The sequence below is a fragment of the Enterobacter cloacae complex sp. 302F9 genome, assembly GCF_050030335.1.
GTDB lineage: Bacteria > Pseudomonadota > Gammaproteobacteria > Enterobacterales > Enterobacteriaceae > Enterobacter > Enterobacter hormaechei_C.
Window position 1 is genome coordinate 2,467,484 of record NZ_JBLGUC010000001.1, and the last position, 19,820, is coordinate 2,487,303.

A 19,820-nucleotide genomic window follows, 5' to 3' on the forward strand; every position below is an offset into this window, starting at 1 on the left:
GCCGGGTGGCGGCTTCGCCTTACCCGGCCTACATCTCATGGTTTTGTAGGCCCGGTAAGCGCAGCGCCACCGGGCAATTCCACCATCACAGCGCGATACGAATCACATCGTCAGGCTGGGTCGCTTCCTGCTGACGGGTTGATTTCTGTTTCACCGTTACGTACAGCGTTTTACCGTCCGCAGACAGCGCCAGGCTGTTCGGGTAAACCGGGGTATCGTAGGTCCTGGTCACTTTGTAGGTTTTGGCGTCAATCACGCTCACCTTGCCCGCCTCGCGGTGCGTCACATAGGCTTCGTTACGCGCCGGGTTAAACAGTACGGCCAGCGATGCTGGCGCGGCGATTTTCTGCATCACGCTGCCATCTTTCAGATTCACCACCAGCACTTCTGGCTGTTTTGAATCCGTCACAAACGCACGCTGGCCGGCAGTGTCCAGGCTCAGGTTCAGGTAGAAGTGCTCTTTTCCGTCATCCTGCACTTTTTTACGACTGAGGATTTTGTTGGTTGCCGTATCAATGGTCACCAGCTCGCCGTCCGCATTGGTGGTATACAGGCGTTTTGCCTTCGCATCCAGGGCCAGACCGGTGCTGAACGTGCCGGTGTTGGTGATGGTGTCCTTCAGCTTCAGCGTTGCGCCATCAACAACCCAGATCACGCTCTCCTTGCCGATACCGGTAATGTACACCGTATTGGTCGTGTCATCGGCCACCAGCTGGCGCGGCTGAAGCGGCTTCACCGTGTCGCTACGCTTGCGATCGTCCAGCACCAGGCGCCCTTTCACCTCGCTCGTTTTGGCGTCAATCGCCGTCACGGCGCTGTTGACGGTGTTACCGAACCACAGCGTCTGGGTGGCGTTATCGATCGTGGCGCCAAACGGCTTGAGATCGTTATGAATCGCCTGCGTCACTTCCAGCGTGACCGGATCCAGACGATAGACCACGCCGCCCTTATCGGTTTTGCGGCTTTGTGACGTCGCAACCCACAGCGCGTTTTCCTGCTGGCTGACGGCCATTTCATACGCGCCCTTGCCGACCGCTTTGCGCAGCATCTCTTCAGCGGCATGAACCTGGAACGTACCGGCAAACAGTAAAGAGCCCAACAGCAGAGACCCACGCAGGCGCGGCGAGCACAGATGACGTAAAGACATAACAATTCCTTTTTAAATGAGGAGATTTACCGCTGACATCACTTCCGGTGGGCAAAGTCATCGCTTTGCCGTTATTTTAATGAGAATAGTAATCATTAATGAGTTGAATGTGGAGTATTTCTTTCCTTCAAAACCTTACATTCACGAAATGTGCGGTTATAGTTTTCATAACATTTACAAAGGATTTAACATATATACACAGGTTCCAGTTGATTTGGTTCGAATTTTTCTTAACCGGTTTACTCCATGAAAATTATTACTGCCCGTAAGGCATCACTACCACTGCTCTTCGTTCCCGTCATTTTTGGCCCGCTGAGTGCGATGGCCGCGGATGAACAGACCCTGATCGTCAGCGCCACGCCGCAAACCGTCTCCGAACTGGACACCCCGGCCGCAGTCAGCGTGGTGAGCGGCGAGGATATGCGACATGCCACACCGCGCATCAACCTTTCTGAATCCCTTGGGAGCGTACCCGGCCTGCAAATCCAGAACCGCCAGAACTATGCTCAGGATCTGCAACTTTCCGTTCGCGGATTCGGCGCGCGTTCGACCTTCGGCGTACGCGGGATCCGCATGTACGTGGACGGCATTCCGGCAACCATGCCCGACGGCCAGGGGCAGACGTCAAACATTGACCTCAACAGCATTGAGAGCGTCGACGTGCTGCGCGGCCCCTTCTCTGCCCTGTACGGCAATGCCTCCGGCGGCGTGATCAACATCAACACCCAGACCGGACAACAGCCAGCCACAATTGAAGCCAGCAGCTATTACGGCAGCTACGGCACCTGGCGTTACGGCATGAAGGCCACCGGTGCGGTGGGCGACGGGACTCAGGCGGGGGATGTGGACTATGCGGTATCCACCACCCGTTTCACCACACATGGCTATCGTGACCACAGCGGCGCACGGAAAAACCTCGCCAACGCGAAACTGGGCGTGCGCATTGATGATGTCAGCAAGCTAACGCTGATTTTTAACAGCGTGGACATGAAAGCCAACGATCCGGGCGGACTGAGTTATCAGGAGTGGCAGAACAACCCGCGCCAGTCACCCCGTGGCGATCAGTACAATACGCGTAAAACCATTAAGCAGACCCAGGCCGGGATCCGCTACGACCGCCAGCTGAGCGAACAGGACGACCTCAGCGTGATGATGTACGCCGGTGAGCGTGAAATGACCCAGTACCAGTCCATTCCGGATACCACGCAGACTGAAAATCCTGCGCATTCGGGCGGCGTAATTGATATGCAGCGCCACTATCAGGGTATTGATACCCGCTGGACCCACCGCGGCGAGCTGCTGGTGCCGGTAACGTTTACCACCGGCCTTAACTACGAAAATATGAGTGAAAATCGCCGCGGGTATGAAAACTTCGTGATGAACAACGGCGTGCCGGATTTTGGCGTGAAGGGTAACAAACGCCGTGACGAACGTAACCTGATGTGGAACCTTGATCCCTACCTGCAAACTCAGTGGCAGCTCACGCAAAAGCTGTCCGTTGAGGCGGGCGTGCGTTACAGCTCCGTCTGGTTTGACTCCAACGATCATTACATTACCCCGCAAAACGGCGATGACAGCGGTGACGCCAGCTACCATAAATGGCTCCCGGCTGGTGCGGTGAAATACGCCGTGACCGACGCCTGGAACCTGTATGCCGCAGCGGGACGGGGATTTGAGACCCCGACCATCAACGAACTCTCCTACCGTTCTGATGGCAAAGGCGGCCTCAATATTAATCTGCAACCGTCAACCAACAACACCTATGAGATTGGCAGCAAAACCCGCATCGGCAATGGCATCCTGACGGCGGCGCTGTTCCGCACGGATACCGACAACGAGATCGTGGTGGACGAAAACAAAGATGGTCGCACTACCTACAAAAATGCGGGGAAAACGCGCCGTCAGGGTGTGGAAATTGCGCTCGACCAGCAGTTTGCCGAAAACTGGAAGCTGAAAATGGCGTGGACCTATCTTGATGCGACCTACCGTACCAACGTCTGTAGCAATGCAGACTGTAGCGGCAACCGGATGCCGGGGATTGCCCGTAACATGGGGTATGCGTCGTTTGGCTGGGAGCCTGAGGAAGGCTGGTACGCGGGGGCAGATGCCCGCTACATGAGCGACGTGATGGCAAACGACACCAATACCGCCAAAGCGCCCTCTTATACCGTGGTCGGTCTGAATACCGGGTATAAACTCAATTACGGCAAATGGGGAATGGACATCTTTGGTCGCGTCGATAACCTGTTTGATAAAGAGTACGTCGGTTCAGAGATTGTTAACGCTGGCTACAATCGCTATTACGAACCCGCCCCTGGCCGTAACTATGGCGTGGGCCTGTCGGTCTCTTATCGCTTTGAGTAAAACATTTTCCGGCAGCGCACGTTGCCGGTAAAAAATAACATCATTCCCGGTAGCCTTAAGCGCCGGGAATATACTCAGGGAAGTTTAAAACGAATAAAAAAATAAGTGCGCCAGTGCGATCCTTAACTGTAGTATTGCCGTTGCAGGAGGATATTAGCTTCATCAATGGCTCGGTCGATCGCTTCCCGACTGGCCGTCACGTCCCTTTGCTCAAGCGCAGAAAGCAGATCGGCATAATGGTAAGTCGTTGCAGGGATATCTTTCATCTCTTCGTGCAGGTAGTTGATACACGGACCAATCCGTACCCAGAGCTGCTCAATCAGCGAGTTCAGGGTCGGCATTTCGGCATACTGATAAAGCGTAAACCGGAACACGCGGTTGGCATGGATCGCCTTCTGCACGTCGCCCTGATGCATGGCGGTGCTGAAGTTATCTGACAGCGCGCGTAATGCATCCAGTTTGGTCTCGGTCATATTCTGACACGCCGCCGCAACGGCCATCGGCTCAAGCTGTTTTCGAATGGCGTTAATTTCGTTATAACGCTCCAGCGTAACCTCTGGCACCAAAAACGCCTGAGCAGGCGTGGCCTGTAATGCGCCTGCCGACACCAGGCGCAGCAGGGCTTCGCGCACCGGTGTGATGCTGGTGCCTAATTTATCCGCAATCTCTTTCGTGATGAGTCGAGCCCCAGGTTTTAATGAGCCCGTAATTAACGCTCCCTTTAAACTGTTCTCAACTTGCATCGTCAGACTGATTCTTTGTGCTTTTTCCAGGTTTTCCAAATCAAGCATGTTTAATTCCCGTAGCCAAAACAAAATGCCATTTTCAGCGACTGTTTAAAAAAACATCGCCGGTTTGATATATCCTGTATCGTCATGCCTGGTATGAAGGGCGCGCGTTAAAATAAAAATTGTTCAATTAATATTACGTTTACCACTTCTGGCTCAGCTGGGCCGATGGCGCGCAATGCTCATGGATTAATTAAAGACAATATATCGTATCTTCACAAATAATTATGGCGGACTTTGCCCGCCATAACCGATGCTCTGTTTAGTCCGCCGCCACGCGGATTACGACCTTGCCGAAGTTTTTCCCTTCCAGCAGCCCAATCAGCGCCTCCGGCGCCGCGTCCAGCCCTTCGGTGACCTGCTCGCGATAGTGAATTTTGCCTTCCTTCACCCAGCGTCCCATTTCCTGCTGGAACTCGTCGATACGATGACCATAGTCCTGAGCGATGATAAAGCCCTGCATGCGGATGCGTTTTTTGAGGATGGTCCCCATCAGCAGCGGCAAGCGATCCGGACCATCCGGCAGGTTGGTCGCGTTGTAGCCGCTGACCAGTCCGCAAACAGGTACGCGCGCGGAGGTATTCAGGAGCGGCAGCACGGCGTCAAAGACTTTACCGCCGACGTTTTCATAATACACGTCAATGCCCTGCGGGCAGGCTTTCGCCAGCTGTTCGGAAAAATCATCCGCATGGTGATCCAGACAGGCGTCGAAACCGAGCACGTCGACCGCATGGCGGCATTTCTCCTCCCCGCCGGCCACGCCGATAACCCGGCACCCCTTGATTTTACCGATCTGCCCCACCGTTGCGCCGACCGGCCCCGTGGCTGCCGCCACGACAAGCGTTTCCCCCGCCTGAGGCTGGCCGATATCAAGCAGCCCCATATACGCGGTGAAGCCCGGCATTCCCAGCACGCCGAGTGCCCATGAAGGGTGCGACGGGTTTTCGCCCAGCCTGACCAGCCCTTTCCCGTCGGAAAGTTCATACTCCTGCCAGCCGCTGTAGCCCAGAACCCACTCACCCTCTTTATAATCCGGATGGCGGGAGGTCTCGACGCGGCTTACCGTGCCGCCCACCATCACCGCGCCAATCTCGACAGGAGGTGAATAGGATGGGGCATCGCTCATACGGCCCCGCATGTACGGATCAAGCGAGAGCCATACGGTGCGTAATAACACCTGCCCCTCTGCGGGCGTGGGGATCGGCTGCTCTTCCAGGCGGAAATTTTCGGCAACCGGTGCGCCGTGTGGACGGGAAGCCAGTACCCAGCGTCGGTTTTGCGTAGTTGATTGACTCATTCATCGCTCCTTACAGCTGAAAATGTCATTCAAGTCTGGCACGTTATCCTGCGGATCGCCTTTGCATTATGAGCCGGACTGATTAAGCCGCACGACCAGATAAAGGCACGACTCATCCGTTTCGTTAATAAACCGGCAGTCGTTCGGCGGCCCGAGTTCCAGACAATCTCCGGCCTTCATTTCATGGCGGGTGTCCCCCTCCAGAAAGACCAGTTCACCTGCCTGCAACCAAATCAGCTGTCGCGCCAGCGCATAAGAGGAGGCGGGCATCGGCACATCGCTGCCCGCGGGCAGTTCCACCTGGACGAGGTCAATAGGCATATCGCTGCGCGGCGACACATGACGACGTAAATAGTGGGTTTGCGGATCGCGCCAGACGGGCTGGTTCGCCAGACGTAACAGTTTGCCCTCCTGCATTTCCGCGCGCGCAATGAGCGTAGACATGCTAATACCGAAGGCACCGGATAACCGGGCAAGCAGCGTCGCCGTTGGGCTACTGTCCCCCCGTTCAATCTTATGGATCATGGCGCGTGAAATACCTGCCCGTTCGGCCAGTTCGCTTAATGACCAGCCCCGCGACTCGCGTTCAAGGCGTATGCGGGCGCTAATGCGTTGATTCATATTGTCTGTCATTGTGTTCATGACGTCATACTATAGTGTACGGATGGTTTTTCGGGGCAGTTTGGTGACAAAAAAATAGGGATTTTGTCGTAGCGATGCAACACAAGAACTGTGTAATATTGTGAGTGAATCGTACTACTATAGTAAACAACACAGCCAGAGGTTAACCATGATCGTTCGTCATGCCTGCAAAGAAGATTGTGCCGCTATCGGTGAAATTTATAACCATGCGGTGCTGCACACCGCCGCCATCTGGAACGATACAACTGTCGACACCGATAACCGTATTGCATGGTTTGAGGCGCGCACGCTGTTGGGTTATCCGGTGCTGGTCAGTGAAGAAGAAGGTGTTGTGACGGGATACGCCTCATTTGGCGACTGGCGAGCGTTCGACGGTTTTCGCCATACGGTGGAGCACTCGGTTTACGTTCATCCCGATCATCAGGGCAAAGGCATCGGTCGGCTGCTGATGACGGAATTAATCAAGGAAGCCCGCCAGATTGGTAAACATGTGATGGTTGCCGGTATCGAGGCGCAGAACCAGGCGTCGATTCATCTGCACGAAACCCTGGGCTTTGTTACCACCGGTAATATGCCGCAGGTGGGAACCAAATTCGGTCGCTGGCTGGATTTAACCTTTATGCAACTCCAGCTCGATGAGCGCAGCGATCCGGATGCTCTGCCATGAATCAATCGTTGACGTTAGCGTTTCTGGTGGCCGCCGGGATTGGGCTGGTGGTACAAAACACCCTGATGGTGCGCATTACGCAATCCTCTTCCACCATTCTTATCGCCATGCTGCTGAACTCGCTGGTGGGGATTGTGCTGTTTGTCAGCATTTTGCTGGTGAAAAATGGCCTGGCGGGGTTTAGCGAACTGGCGTCGACGGTGCGCTGGTGGACGTTGATCCCCGGCCTGCTGGGGTCATTTTTTGTCTTTGCCAGTATTAGCGGGTATCAAAATGTGGGCGCGGCAACGACCATTGCCGTGCTGGTAGCAAGCCAGCTGATTGGCGGCCTGGTGATGGACATCCTCAAGAGCAACGGTGTCCCCCTGAGGGCGCTGGTTGGCCCGGTCTGCGGCGCAGCGATGCTGGTGGTCGGCGCCTGGCTGGTGGCACGGCGCCAGTTTTAACCCTTACAGGATAGTCCCACCCTGCGTGAGGTGGGCATGGCGCGCCTCCGCCTCTTCTTTATGCTGCTTACCATGATGCGCAATCGCGGTACGCAGGCGCTGCTGCTGGGTATAGCGATCTTCACGGCTGAGCTCTGCATCGTCGCTTAATTCGATCAGCAGTTCGTTCATGTGGGTAATTATGCTCTCTTCGATGGCGGCATCGACGCGGGCGATAACATCGTTTAAATGTGACATTGTCACTCCTTTTCACGTGCCCGGTGGCGCTACGCTTACCGGGCCTACGGGTGGTAACTGTAGGCCGGGTAAGGCATAGCCGCCACCCTGCAAGAATACGATCAGTTCAGCTTCGCTTTCGAGAAGTCACTGCCCATCAGACTCACGCTGTACCCGGTCACGTTGCTGCGGGTCGCGTAGAACGTTTTGCCGTTAGCTAACGCAATCCACGGTGCCTGCTGGTAGAAAATCTCCTGTGCCTGGCCATACAGCTTCGCACGTTCGTCCGGGTTGCTGGTCAGTTTGGCCTTTTGCACCAGCTCATCATACCCCTTATCACACCAGCGCGCGGCGTTAGATCCGGTTTTGATGCTGTTACAACCCAGCAGCACATCGGCGAAGTTGTCCGGATCGCCGTTATCAGACATCCAGCCGAACAGCGCGGAATCATGCTCGGCTTTACGCATGCCGGAGAGATATTCCCCCCACTCGTATGAGACGATTTTCGCCTTCACGCCCACTTTCGCCCAGTCAGCCTGGATCATCTCCGCAATGCGTCGCGAGTTCGGGTTGTACGGACGCTGAACCGGCATGGACCAGAGGGTCACTTCCGCGCCCTTATCCAGACCCGCCTGCTTCAGCAGCGCTTTCGCTTTTTCCGGATCGTAGCCGTAATCCTTCAGGTCTTTGTTAAAGCCGAGCATGTTCGGCGGGATCGGCGATTTAGCGACCGTACCAGACCCCATAAAGACCGCGTTAACAATGGCCTTTTTGTCCGTTGCGTAATTCAGAGCCTGGCGCACCAGCACGTTATCAAACGGTTTTTTCTCCGTGTTGAACGCTAGGTACCCCACGTTCAGCGCATCCACCGAGTGCAGGGTCAGGTCTTTGTTTTTCTTGATCGCTTCAAACTGCACCGGCGACGGCGCAGGAATGATCTGACACTCGTTCGTTTGCAGCTTAGCCAGACGCGTCTCAACATTTGGCGTGATGGAGAAGATCAGGTGTTTGGTCGGCACCTCTCCCTCCCAGTAGTTCGGATTGGCGACGTAGCGGATCAGCGAATCCACCTTGTACTGCTGAAGCACATACGGGCCGGTGCCGATTGGCCAGGTATCCACATTTTCAGGCGTACCCTTTTTCAGCATCGCGTCCGCGTACTCGGCAGAGAGGATCGAGGCGAAGTCCATTCCCCAGTCGGCCAGGAACGCCGCGTTGGGTTCACTCAGCGTGAACTGAACGTGATAATCGTCGATCTTTTTCACATCCTGAATGAGCTTGTCGAGGCCCACGTCATTAAAGTATTCGTAATTACCCTGGGAAACATTGTGATAGGGATGCTTAGGGTCTTTCTGACGCATAACGGAGAAAATAACGTCATCAGCGTTAAAATCACGGGTCGGTTTGAAGTATTTATTGCTGTTGAACTTTACCCCTTTACGCAGGGTAAACGTGTATGTTTTGCCGTCTGGCGAAATGGTCCACGACTCGGCCAGAGAAGGCACCGGCGTGTTTTTTACCGGGTCGAAGTTAATCAGACGGTTATACAGCGTTTGCGAGCTGGCGACAAATGAGGGCCCAGAGCTGGCGATCTGCGGGTTAAACGACTCCGGCGACGCCTCGGAGCAGTAGATAATGGTGTCTTTGTTTGCCGCCCATGCGGCGCTTGCCGGTAGCAGCGCGCTCAGCGCGAGGGCGAGCACAGTTTTCCCTGTAGACATGGTTATTACCCTTTCGGTTTTATTATAGTGAACAGTAATAACAGCACAGACGTTTTGGCCTGACAAATAACGAATCACTATCAGGTTATTCTAAAGCCGTACATTTCGCTGGTTTTAGCATCAGCCCGCAGAAACCGATTTGCCTTAAGGTCCATTATTCGTCAAGCACAACCGTCACGATCAATGCCGCAAGAAATCGTCCCTTTTGCCGTCTCCTCAGCCGTTTGCTTGCTTACCTGATTCGCTAAAGTAATGGCGTGAAAAAGTCTACAGGACCAAATCGTGGCAAAAACACTTTTACGCAGCGGTAATCTGGATGATTTTCAGGCCGTTGGCGGCGGCGGACAGGCCGTTTTTGAATCAGCGCTGCAAATCCGCGAAGCGCTTCGGTTGCGCAAACAACAGGCTATCGTTGATTGCCTGGCCATCCCCCAGGTCAACGACGGCGGCGATCGCGTTGACTGGTACTCCCCGGTTGAGGGAACCGTCTCCAGCTGGAAGGCGGCGGATGAAGATGATCGTTATCGCGCCCTGCGCTATCTGGAAAACACGCTCACCAGCGTGGAGTCGCTGAGTAAAAAATGCCTTCAGTCACCGAAAACGGCGCAGCAACTGTTTGGCTCTCTGCTCTCAAAAGCCTTTCAGTTTCCCGGTGAAAACTTTGTTTTCCTGGTGGATGGCAAACCGGTGATCTGCTTCTGGGGTTTCGTCAACCTTAACGAAAACGCGCGCGACGACGTGCTGGACTGCCTGCGCGAATCGTTGGTCCCTGAACCTGAGCCAGTGGTGATTAACGAGCCAGAACCTGAACCGGAGCCAGAACCGGCCCCGGTGGTGACCTTTGAGCAGGCCGACGCGCCGCTTATCACGCCTGTGACTACAGTCCGTATCACCGACGATGAACTGTATACGCCAGAGCCGGTGCGCATGAACGCCGCGCCGCCAGAGCCCGCACCGGCGGCCATACAGAAAAAACGTCGCTCCCCCCTGTGGTTGCTGCCGGTTGCCGCCGTCATTATTGCAGCCATCGCCACCCCGCTGCTCTGGCCAAAACAGGCCCCGATCGCAGCGCCTGTTGCCACACCAGCGCCAGTACCCGTCGCCATTGCTCCGGCCCCCATAAAGACGGTTGAGCCGCTTGAACTGAAACTCCCGCTGCACCAGGCCGAAGTGGTAGAGCCGAAGGTGAAAACGCCTGCCCCGGCAGCCGAACCGGTGGTCATTACCGCGATACCGAAAGATGCGATGGTGATGGAGGCAAACCAGGTCAAAGCGGGGTTAACGCGCTTCCTGAACGGCACCTGGCGCGCGTTTCTCGATGTGCAGGATCCGCTCACCGGCAAACCGCCGTCGCTGCGCTACCAGATCCAGAACAATAAAGGTTTTGCCCGGGTCGTGCATGGCGACAACATTGTCTGCCGGGTAGACGTCTTTTCCGGATTACACAGCAACGGCGAGCTGTTGATCAAAACGCGCGGAAACGCGCGTTGCACCGACGGTTCACGCTATCCGATGCCGGAAGTGACCTGTAAGGCAGGTGCCAGCGATGTGGCGGAATGCACCGCACGTTACGATGCCAACACCGTCGTTCCTTTGACGTTCAAGAAAGCAGGTGTTTGATCCTATGCTGGTTAATCTTTGCGACTATAAACAGAGCGTGACGCTGATTGCTAACAGCGGCGTGCAGTTTCTCGATTTTGGCCTGACTCCGCAGGACACCGCCAGCAACGGGCGTTTCGTGCGTAAAACGGCAAATGGCCCGCTGCTGCGTCTGGATTTTGACCTGGTTAACGGCCGGTACACGCTCCCTGCCACCGATGGCGGGCAGCCGGAAGTGGTCAAGCCTGAAAGCACCATTCCACTGCATGACTCCCTGACCGTGCTGGACGGCGTCTGGCTGCCGATCCCTTTCCTGCGCTTTAACCCGCCGCGGACGTTTGTTGAAGGCCCGGATAACTGGGCGCGCGTCCAGGTACGAAAGCTTTCCACGCCCGACGCAGCTGGCAATACGCACCGGGTCACCGTCGCGCTCGACAGCCAGATTGCAGAGCATGCGACGTCTGCCCTGTCGCCGGTTGAAAACGATATCCTGAACGGCACGCGTTTCGCGCTCGCCTGGCGCGACAGTGAGGTTGAGAGTTTCCTCGACCAGACCTGGATTGACGGCTGGCTGCGCGAAGCCTTCACGCAGTTTGCCGACGGGGTTGAAAAACGCTCCGAGCGCGAGCTGCATCAGGCCATGCGCAGCTTTGAATATCAGGCGCACTGGCTCAACCTGCTCTCCATGCTCGGTGAACAACTCACCGTGCCGGAAGTGAAGTTTGTCACCCATACCCTGAGCACCCCTGCTATTCCTGTCGATTTGATCCTTGACGTAGGCAACACCCATACCTGCGGCGTGATTATTGAAGATCATGGTGATGCCAACGACGGCCTGCGTCAGACGGCTGAACTTCAGGTACGATCTCTGAGTGAGCCGCAGTTCCTGAATGAGCCGCTGTTTACCAGCCGACTTGAGTTTTCTGAAGCGCGTTTTGGCAAACAGCACTTCTCCGTGGAAAGCGGCCGGGAGGATGCGTTCGTCTGGCCGTCGATTGTCCGCGTGGGTGATGAAGCGCGTAAGCTGGCGATGCAGCGTCTGGGCACGGAAGGCAACAGCGGCATCTCCAGCCCACGTCGCTATCTGTGGGACGAGACGCCGGTGGTGCAGGACTGGCGCTTTAGCCAGATGAACAGCAAAACCCAGCGCGAACCGCTGGCAACTGCGTTTCCGCTAATGAACCTGATGAACGACGACGGGGAACCGCTCTTTACGCTGCCGCAGGATGAGCGCCTGCCGGTGTTCTCTCCGCAGTACAGCCGCAGCACCCTGATGACGCACATGCTCTGCGAGCTGCTGGCTCAGGCGCTTGGCCAGATTAACAGCGTGGCCACCCGCCTGCGGCTCGGCTTCCCGGCCTCTCCGCGCCAGCTGCGGACGCTGATCCTCACCCTGCCGTCGGCAATGCCGAAACAGGAGCGCGAGATTTTCCGTCGCCGCATGTTCGAAGCCATCGCCATCGTCTGGAAAGCGATGGGCTGGCACCCGCAGGATGAAGATTTTGCCAGCCGCAAACAGCAGGAAAAAAGCGTGGTGCCGGTCCCTGAGATCCAGATGGAGTGGGACGAGGCCAGCTGCGGCCAGCTGGTGTGGCTGTATAACGAAGCCATTTCCCATTTCGGTGGCCAGACCGAGGCCTTTTTCGCCTCCCTCGCCCGTCCGGATCGCACACCTGAGCCTGGCGTCCAGCCGGGGCGTGCGCTGCGCGTGGCCTCGATTGATATCGGCGGCGGCACGACGGATATGGCTATCACGCACTATCAGTTAGATGATGGTTCCGGGAATAACGTCAAAATCACCCCGCAGTTGCTGTTCCGCGAAGGGTTCAAGGTAGCTGGCGATGATACGCTGCTGGACGTGATCCAGCGTTACGTTCTGCCCGCCCTGCAAACCCAGCTTCAGAAATCCGGCATAGCCGATGCCTCCCAGCTGATGGCATCCCTGTTCGGCGACTCCGGGCGGATCGATACTCAGGCGATCCTGCGCCAGCAGACGGCGCTTCAGCTCTTTATGCCGATCGGTCACGCGATCCTGGCGGCGTGGGAATCGAGCGATATTGACGATCCGCTGGCCGGGCTGCATGCCACCTTTGGCGATCTGCTTGCGCAAAAACCGACGCGCAACGTGATGAATTATCTCCAGCAGGCGATCGACCATGCGTTGCCTGCCGGCTCAGAACACTTTGATCTGTTCAGCGTACCGCTGCACGTCAGCTTCCGGGAGATGCGGGACGCCATGCTGGCGGGTCAGTTCACGCTTGCCGCCCCGCTTCATGCGGTATGTGAGGCGATCTCTCATTACAGCTGCGATATCCTGCTGATCACGGGACGGCCGGGCTGTCTGCCAGGCGTTCAGGCCTTGATTCGCCACCTACAACCGGTGCCCGTCAACCGCATCGTCTGGCTGGATAAATACCAGGTTCATGAATGGTATCCGTTCAGCCAGCAGGGACGGATCGGCAACCCGAAATCCACCGCTGCGGTGGGAGCGATGCTCTGTAGCCTGGCGCTGGATCTTCGTCTGCCGCGCTTTAACTTTAAAGCAGCGGATATCGGCGCGTACTCTACGGTGCGCTATCTGGGCGTGCTGGATAACACGATCAATACCCTGCGGGACGAGAACGTCTGGTATCACGATATCGACCTCGATAAACCCGGCGCGAAACTGGACGCCCGTCTGCACTTCCCGCTGCGCGGCAACGTTACGCTCGGCTTCCGGCAGCTGGCCAATGCCCGCTGGCCCGCGACGCCGCTCTATACCCTGAGCATCAACTCAGCCGAACTGGCGAAAGCCATTGCGGGCGACGGCGTACTGAACGTGCGCCTGAAGCTGCGTGGCGGCACTAAGCAGGAAGGCCCGGAATCTTTCGAGCTGAGTGATGCCTGGCTACAGGACGGCACGCCAGTGCCGCCGAATGCCCTGACCTTTAAACTGAATACTCTGGCCGATCGCCGACACAGCGGCAGCCACTACTGGATCGACAGCGGGAGCGTATACCTCAAATGACTGCGACGACTGCCACCACTCAGGCCTTAATCGGGTGGATCAACGAGACGCGACAGCACGCCCCGATGCTGGATAACGAAGCCGACGCCCTGCTTGCCCGCCTTAACGCAGTAAGCGCGCGTGAAGAGGCGCTCGATCGCGCCCTTGTCAGCCAGGGCAGTATCGGCTTATATGGCCACTCGCAGGCCGCGAAAGCGCACCTGCTGGCTGCACTTTGCGGCAGCGGGGACGAACGGCTGAACGTTACGCCGGGTCAACGCACGTTTGATTACTTCTCGCATATTAACCCCGGGCATGCACCGACCAACATGGCCGTGCGTTTCAGCAGAGCGTCCCGCGAGGTCGCAGACGACGCGTTTCCCTTACGCCTGCGCCTGGTAACGGAGGCCGAGCTGGTGCAGCTGTTCATCGCGCGCACCACGCTGGATCCGCAGATCCGCGCGGTGGATAAATTGGTGATTGAAGCCCGGCTTGAGAAGTGGCGGGCACTGCGTCAACCGCAGAGCGTGCCGGGAATGACGGCACGGGAAGTCGCGACCATTGCCCGGTTCTGGCAAAGCGTAGTACCCGGCGCTAAGCAGCATATTGATGATGCCCTGTGGCACCAGTTTGCCCTGCTGGTTCCGTCACTTGATCTCAGCACCCGCGCCAGCGTCTGGTCTCTGCTGTGGGGTGAGCAGCAGGAGTTAACCCAGCAGTGGCTTAAATTCGCCCAGGTGCTGCATCAAACCAGCCATGCCAGCGCGCTTGCGGCGCCGTTGAGTCTGCTGGTGGACAGCTTTGGTCTGCCCTGCGAAGGCTTCCTTACGCACGGGGCGTTTACCCTGCCGGAAGCACAGGAAACACTGCTTCATCCGGTAAAAAACGGCGAGCTGCTTAACGCCATTAGCCTGCCCGTCGATGTACTGGCATCTCTGACCCGCGAAGTGGTGCTGCCCGTTGAGAACTGCGTGCTGGATAACGTTGACGTCATTGATATCCCTGCCATTTCTGAGGAAAACACGCCGCTGATGATGCAGGCAAAATGCCTGTGGTTGCTGGAGCATTATCGTCAGCACATTCAGCCGGATGTCCTGGTTATCTGCAATGCGACGGCGCACCACCAGCAGACCGCGAAAACGGCAAGGCTCCTGCAAAACTGGGTCAAAGAGACTCAGCCGGTTGAAGAATCCGCATTGCCGGGGCTGGTCTGGGCCATTACCCCTCATGATGCGCGGTTTACCACAAAGCAGAATCTGGACGAAGCGGTGCAGCAATTGCTGGGCCAGCCGGGTCTGCGCTGGGGCACGCTTCAGGCGCTCGATACCCACAGCATGCAGCGGGTGATTGAGTGGCTGTCGCAGGCTACCCTGCCGGCACAGCGCCAGAAGCGTCTCCGCGCGCTGAAAAGGCTGTTACAAGAGTCACTGTCGACGCTGATGCGCCCATATGTCGCCCCTCTCACCCAGGAACCAGGCGCAGGGCGGGCACAGGCCGAAAAAATGGTCCGAAAGCTGCAAGGCAGTGCCGCTCGTCATGGTGAATTGCTTGAGGGGCTTCTGCCGCCGTTAAACGCGTTTGAGACGCTGCTGACCGTTCACCAGCCTCGTGAGGAACAGGTCAACGGCCTGTTTAACGATGTTATCGATCTGTTTGCGGAAGAGACGCAGGAAAATCCAGGCGCGTTGCAGACCAAGGATAAGGCGCGGCTGGCCCATAACGTGTGGGTTAACCATCTTCGTCAGTGGAGTCGCAACGACGCGGCGGCTGCCCGTCTGGGCCTGGACGCAGAGGTATTACAGCAGATTGCGGATGTGCTGATCGTTACCAGCTACCGGCTGGATCTGCCGCTGCAACTGCAACGCATTGCAGAAAAAGATAAAAGCAGCGCCGCGCAGCTGCATGCCGCGACAGGCAATTTCATTAGCTGGCTTGGCTATGAACTGACGCCCGTCGCTGAACGGCCTGCAAGCCGGATCCGCAAAGGTCAGCCAATTTTTGTGACGCCCGTTGTGAGCAGCGCTTCACCCCGTCTTACCCGGCTTGGCGAGCAGCCTGTCCACGCGGCGACAGCCTATGTTTATGACTGGCTGGTTGCGCTCTACACCCGCGCGATTGAGAACGTGGATTATCAGTGCCCGTATGACGTTCAGCCTGCTGCGCGGAAAGCCTTGTCTGCCTTGCTGTCTTAATCATTGCAGCCCGCAGCAATGCGGGCTGCCCATTCATGAGCCGTGTATGAATCCAGATAAAGCCTGAGCCAACGCTGACGGGTTTTCCCAGGACATTGAATGGCCCGCATCAGGGATAATTTTTACAGCAACGCCGTTTTGTTGCAGGCGATTAAAGTCGTCATCAGGCAAGGATCGCTCACCAAAAACTAACATTACCGGGCAGCGCAATGACAAGAACAGGTGTTCCCAGTCAGGTTTAACGCCCTCGACCAGGCTTGTTGCGCCGCGCCAGACGGCCCAGGGAGCATTGCTTTGAAGGCTTCCAGCCCACGGCGACGTTTCCGCCCGAAGCATGTCATCATAGCCCTGAGCCAGAAAATGTTGTTCCGTTTGGGCCGCAATTGCTCGGCTGAACATCCCGCCACCCGCATGAAAATTGGGTTCAGACACTATCAGGCCCTTAACGCGCGACGTTAACAACGTTGCCGTCTCGATCGCGATACTCCCCCACATGCTATGACCATAGAGCCATAGACTATCCAGGCCGAGATGGTTTAACAGTTCAACAACCACCAGCGCCTGTTCGCTCGTGCGATAACGGTAGTTGTCAGGTTTGTCACTGTAACCGCTACCGGGAAGATCGATCAGAATGGCTCTGCGCCCCCCGAAACGGGTATCACAGACAATACGAGGATATTCATACGACGATGCACAGCCCAACCCGTGAATAAACACAACCGGGTCACCGAAACCGGGAAGATCCTGCCAGCGCACAGTGCAGCCTGCTTGCTGCGAATAGAAACTGTTCATAAGCACTCCATGTAGGACAGACTGTATATTTATACAGCCTCAATGTATGGAATGCTATGTCTGGATGCCGATTCTGGAAGCGTGCTTCAGAAAAGAGAGATCAACAGGGCAACAGGAAAGCTCATCGGCCAGGTGGAACCCACCAGGAATGCGCTCAACAGGCGAATACGTTTACGATCTTTAGAAAGGAACCAGGTGATTAATGCGCAGATGGAGGCCATGATTGCGTAGAACACCAACATCTTTTGATACAACGTCATTCTGTTTACCTGAGCCGAAAAATAACCGCACGCAATATGCGTCATATGTTGACACAGATCAAGTTTTTTCGTTACATCATAACCACTTAAATACTAAGGATAATAACAACTGAGTATCTTGTGTAACAACGCCGGGTAAAGCAAAACGGTTATTATTGATAAGGTGCATATTAAATGCACTTTTTGATAAATCCATCCCCGCAGAAAGCAGTTTAATAACAGCAGGCTTTTAAGGGAGGAAACATGCTACGCATTCCGCAGAGTTGCATTCACACCCGTTCCACGCCTTTCTGGAACAAAGAAACGGCCCCCGCCGGTATTTTTAAACGTCACCTGGATACGGGCACGCGTCCGGGCGTTTACCCTCGCCTGTCGGTGATGCGTGGCGCAGTGCGTTATCTGGGCTATGCTGATGAATTCACACCTGAGCCTGACAGCGAGCTCGTCATTGAAGCGGGTCGTTTCGGCGTTTTCCCGCCAGAGAGATGGCACCACATTGAGGTGATGACCGACGACACCCTGTTCAATATTGAATTCTTTGTTGAACCTGAGGTGCTTAAATCCCTTTAAGCACCCGCCAACATGAAGGAAACTATGATGTTACGTATTCCTGAAAACTTTGTTCATACCCGCTCGACGCCGTTCTGGAATAAAGAGACCGCCCCAAAAGCGCTTTTTACCCATCACAACACCAAAGCCGGCGTGTACGGTCGGTTGTCCGTCATGCAGGGTGCGGTGCGTTACTTTGGCTTTGCCGATGGCGACGCCACCGAACCCGATCTGGAAGTGGTTATTGAGGCCGGTTCTTTTGGCATCTCCCCACCCCAAAAATGGCACCGCATTGAGCTACTGACCGACGACACCTATTTTAATATCGACTTTTTCGCGGATCCTGCCGTCACGCTCAGCGGTGCGGGCATCGGTAAAGTGGTCAACACGCATAAGGAGTAAATAATGGGTAAGGCTACCTATACCGTGACCGTCACCAACAACAGCAACGGCGTGTCGGTGGATTATGAAACAGAAGCGCCAATGGAGCTGTTGATCCCGGACGTCGCGGCAGATGTCGTGAAGGATCTGGTGAACACCGTTCGCGCCTACGATACGGAAAATGAACACGAGGTCTGTGGCTGGTAAGCTGAATCGCCCGGCACTGCGCCGGGCATGAAGGTTTAGTGTTTGATCATTACATGCCGGACTACCGTGTAATCCTCAAGTCCGTAGACCGACATATCTTTGCCATAACCGGATAACTTCATCCCGCCGTGCGGCATTTCGCTCACCAGCATAAAATGGGTATTGACCCAGGTGCAGCCATACTGCAACCGTGCGCTGAGGCGATGGGCGCGTCCGACGTCTTTTGTCCAGACGGACGAGGCCAGGCCGTATTGCGAATCGTTAGCCCAGTTCAGCACCTGCGCTTCATCCTCAAATTCTGTCACACTGACCACCGGGCCAAACACTTCTCGCTGGACGATCGCATCTTCCTGCTTCGCCCCGGCCAGCAGCGTTGGCTGGAAGTAATATCCTGCCCCCTCACTTTTACTGCCACCGGTGACGACGCGGATATGTCCAAGGGTTTTGGCTTCGTCCACGGCAGCGCAAACGCGGGAAAGATGCGCTGCGGAGCTGAGCGGTCCCAGCTCGGTTGACGCATCGTCCGGCGCGCCCATTTTCAGGCTGGCAACGGCTGCGCCCAGCTTTTCGACCAGCGCGGGGTAAATCCCCTTCTGGGCATAGATACGACAGGCTGCGGTACAATCCTGACCAGCATTGTAGAAACCAAACGTACGCACGCCTTCAACCACGGCATCCAAATCTGCATCGTCAAAGACAATGACCGGGGCTTTTCCGCCCAATTCCATATGGGTACGTTTAACTGAAGATGCGGTATGCCCGATAATATGTTCTCCGGTAGCAATAGAGCCGGTGAGAGAAACCATACGGACTTTTTCGTGGCCGGTCAGCGGATCTCCTACGGTTTTTCCGCGACCAAACAGCACGTTCAGCACACCTGGCGGGAAGATATCTTTCGCCAGTTCCGCCAGCTTCAGCGCCGTCAACGGGGTGATTTCAGACGGCTTGATGACGACACAGTTTCCCGCCGCCAGCGCGGGCGCCAGCTTCCACGCCGCCATCATCAGAGGATAGTTCCAGGGGGCAATAGAGGCGACAACGCCAACCGGGTCGCGGCGGATCATCGAGGTATGTCCTTCAAGATATTCTCCGGCAGCCAGCCCGTTCAGGCAGCGGGCGGCCCCGGCAAAGAAGCGAAACACATCGACCACGGCCGGGATCTCGTCCCCCTGGACACAGTGCAGCGGTTTCCCGCAGTTAAGGGACTCCAGTTTTGCGAACGCGTCAGCGTTGGCTTCTATCACATCAGCCAGTTTCAACAGACATTCGGCGCGCGTTTTCGGCGTCGTTTGTCCCCACTCTGTGAATGCGCGATCGGCCGCCTGGACGGCAGCGTCCACCTGTGCTGCCGACGCTTCAGCCATCTCCAGCAGCACTTCACCCGTGGCAGGATTGTAAACCGCCTGCTTCTCACCTTCGCCGGTCACCAGTTCACCATTAATCAGCAATTGATTTTGCATAGCATCGTCCTGTTGAAATCGACATTGTTTTCGCTGTCAGCACACGTTCTGGCGGGTCGGTACGTGACAACGTCACGTTACCAATCCGCGCTCCCTTACTAAAGGT

18 protein-coding genes are annotated in these 19,820 nt (G+C 56.2%); 9 read left to right on the plus strand and 9 right to left on the minus strand.

Annotation, left to right across the window (positions count from 1 at the left end):
- Window positions 1-85: 85 nt before the first annotated feature.
- Complete coding sequence (locus ACQG0T_RS11990) at window positions 86-1,147, minus strand: YncE family protein (protein WP_017382280.1); 1,062 nt, start codon at window positions 1,145-1,147, stop codon at window positions 86-88.
- A 246-nt stretch (window positions 1,148-1,393) separates the two neighbouring features.
- On the opposite strand from ACQG0T_RS11990, the gene pqqU reads away from it, so the two are divergent.
- Entirely contained in the window at window positions 1,394-3,511 is a 2,118-nt protein-coding gene (pqqU, locus tag ACQG0T_RS11995; RefSeq protein ID WP_017382279.1) for a TonB-dependent receptor PqqU, read from the plus strand.
- 122 nt (window positions 3,512-3,633) lie between these two features.
- On the opposite strand, the gene ACQG0T_RS12000 is transcribed toward pqqU, so the two are convergent.
- From ACQG0T_RS12000 to ACQG0T_RS12010, 3 genes are all read right to left on the minus strand, one after another.
- Window positions 3,634-4,302 carry a GntR family transcriptional regulator gene (locus tag ACQG0T_RS12000; RefSeq protein ID WP_003856981.1) on the minus strand — a complete coding sequence of 223 codons (669 nt, stop codon included), beginning with the start codon at window positions 4,300-4,302 and terminating at the stop codon, window positions 3,634-3,636.
- A gap of 259 nt (window positions 4,303-4,561) precedes the next feature.
- Complete coding sequence (locus ACQG0T_RS12005; RefSeq protein WP_032103593.1) at window positions 4,562-5,596, minus strand: NADP-dependent oxidoreductase; 1,035 nt, start codon at window positions 5,594-5,596, stop codon at window positions 4,562-4,564.
- Window positions 5,597-5,662: 66 nt separating this feature from the next.
- The gene (locus tag ACQG0T_RS12010; protein ID WP_017382277.1) at window positions 5,663-6,238 is read right to left on the minus strand and encodes a helix-turn-helix domain-containing protein; all 576 of its coding nucleotides are present in this window, start codon (window positions 6,236-6,238) and stop codon (window positions 5,663-5,665) included.
- A 148-nt stretch (window positions 6,239-6,386) separates the two neighbouring features.
- On the opposite strand from ACQG0T_RS12010, the gene ACQG0T_RS12015 reads away from it, so the two are divergent.
- Both ACQG0T_RS12015 and ACQG0T_RS12020 read left to right on the plus strand, forming a co-directional pair.
- On the plus strand, window positions 6,387-6,905 hold the full coding sequence (locus ACQG0T_RS12015) for a GNAT family N-acetyltransferase (RefSeq protein WP_015570449.1): 519 nt from the start codon (window positions 6,387-6,389) through the stop codon (window positions 6,903-6,905).
- Window positions 6,902-7,351: a DMT family transporter gene (locus ACQG0T_RS12020; RefSeq protein WP_032103594.1), complete on the plus strand. Its 450-nt coding sequence runs from the start codon at window positions 6,902-6,904 to the stop codon at window positions 7,349-7,351. The genes ACQG0T_RS12015 and ACQG0T_RS12020 overlap by 4 nt, the downstream gene beginning before the upstream one ends.
- A gap of 3 nt (window positions 7,352-7,354) precedes the next feature.
- On the opposite strand, the gene ACQG0T_RS12025 is transcribed toward ACQG0T_RS12020, so the two are convergent.
- Both ACQG0T_RS12025 and ACQG0T_RS12030 read right to left on the minus strand, forming a co-directional pair.
- The gene (locus ACQG0T_RS12025; RefSeq protein WP_017382275.1) at window positions 7,355-7,588 is read right to left on the minus strand and encodes a YdcY family protein; all 234 of its coding nucleotides are present in this window, start codon (window positions 7,586-7,588) and stop codon (window positions 7,355-7,357) included.
- A 101-nt stretch (window positions 7,589-7,689) separates the two neighbouring features.
- Window positions 7,690-9,288, minus strand: coding sequence for an ABC transporter substrate-binding protein (locus ACQG0T_RS12030; RefSeq protein WP_271040269.1), 1,599 nt, complete (start codon window positions 9,286-9,288; stop codon window positions 7,690-7,692).
- Between the two features lie 282 nt (window positions 9,289-9,570).
- On the opposite strand from ACQG0T_RS12030, the gene ACQG0T_RS12035 reads away from it, so the two are divergent.
- From ACQG0T_RS12035 to ACQG0T_RS12045, 3 genes are read left to right on the plus strand one after another with little or no spacing between them, the layout of a single operon-like run.
- Complete coding sequence (locus ACQG0T_RS12035; protein ID WP_045911775.1) at window positions 9,571-10,908, plus strand: SrfA family protein; 1,338 nt, start codon at window positions 9,571-9,573, stop codon at window positions 10,906-10,908.
- Between the two features lie 4 nt (window positions 10,909-10,912).
- On the plus strand, window positions 10,913-13,894 hold the full coding sequence (locus ACQG0T_RS12040; protein ID WP_271040270.1) for a virulence factor SrfB: 2,982 nt from the start codon (window positions 10,913-10,915) through the stop codon (window positions 13,892-13,894).
- A complete protein-coding gene (locus tag ACQG0T_RS12045) occupies window positions 13,891-16,065 on the plus strand; it encodes a virulence factor SrfC family protein (RefSeq protein WP_271040271.1) in 2,175 nt (724 codons plus the stop codon). Before ACQG0T_RS12040 ends, ACQG0T_RS12045 begins: the two co-directional genes overlap by 4 nt.
- A gap of 33 nt (window positions 16,066-16,098) precedes the next feature.
- On the opposite strand, the gene ACQG0T_RS12050 is transcribed toward ACQG0T_RS12045, so the two are convergent.
- Window positions 16,099-16,857 (minus strand): alpha/beta fold hydrolase, encoded by a 759-nt coding sequence (locus ACQG0T_RS12050; protein WP_271040272.1) that lies wholly within the window; start codon window positions 16,855-16,857, stop codon window positions 16,099-16,101.
- 86 nt (window positions 16,858-16,943) lie between these two features.
- Window positions 16,944-17,117 carry a GhoT/OrtT family toxin gene (locus ACQG0T_RS12055; protein WP_003856960.1) on the minus strand — a complete coding sequence of 58 codons (174 nt, stop codon included), beginning with the start codon at window positions 17,115-17,117 and terminating at the stop codon, window positions 16,944-16,946.
- A 243-nt stretch (window positions 17,118-17,360) separates the two neighbouring features.
- Here ACQG0T_RS12055 and ACQG0T_RS12060 point away from each other — a divergent pair, with 243 nt between their 5' ends.
- From ACQG0T_RS12060 to ACQG0T_RS12070, 3 genes are read left to right on the plus strand one after another with little or no spacing between them, the layout of a single operon-like run.
- Window positions 17,361-17,687 carry a DUF1971 domain-containing protein gene (locus tag ACQG0T_RS12060; RefSeq protein ID WP_015570441.1) on the plus strand — a complete coding sequence of 109 codons (327 nt, stop codon included), beginning with the start codon at window positions 17,361-17,363 and terminating at the stop codon, window positions 17,685-17,687.
- A 27-nt stretch (window positions 17,688-17,714) separates the two neighbouring features.
- Window positions 17,715-18,068: a DUF1971 domain-containing protein gene (locus ACQG0T_RS12065; RefSeq protein ID WP_003856958.1), complete on the plus strand. Its 354-nt coding sequence runs from the start codon at window positions 17,715-17,717 to the stop codon at window positions 18,066-18,068.
- Between the two features lie 3 nt (window positions 18,069-18,071).
- Window positions 18,072-18,254, plus strand: a complete 183-nt coding sequence (locus ACQG0T_RS12070) for a DUF1869 domain-containing protein (protein ID WP_003856955.1) — start codon at window positions 18,072-18,074, stop codon at window positions 18,252-18,254.
- A gap of 35 nt (window positions 18,255-18,289) precedes the next feature.
- Here ACQG0T_RS12070 and patD read toward each other — a convergent pair whose 3' ends face one another.
- Window positions 18,290-19,714: an aminobutyraldehyde dehydrogenase gene (patD, locus tag ACQG0T_RS12075; protein ID WP_017382269.1), complete on the minus strand. Its 1,425-nt coding sequence runs from the start codon at window positions 19,712-19,714 to the stop codon at window positions 18,290-18,292.
- Between the last annotated feature and the right edge of the window lie 106 nt (window positions 19,715-19,820).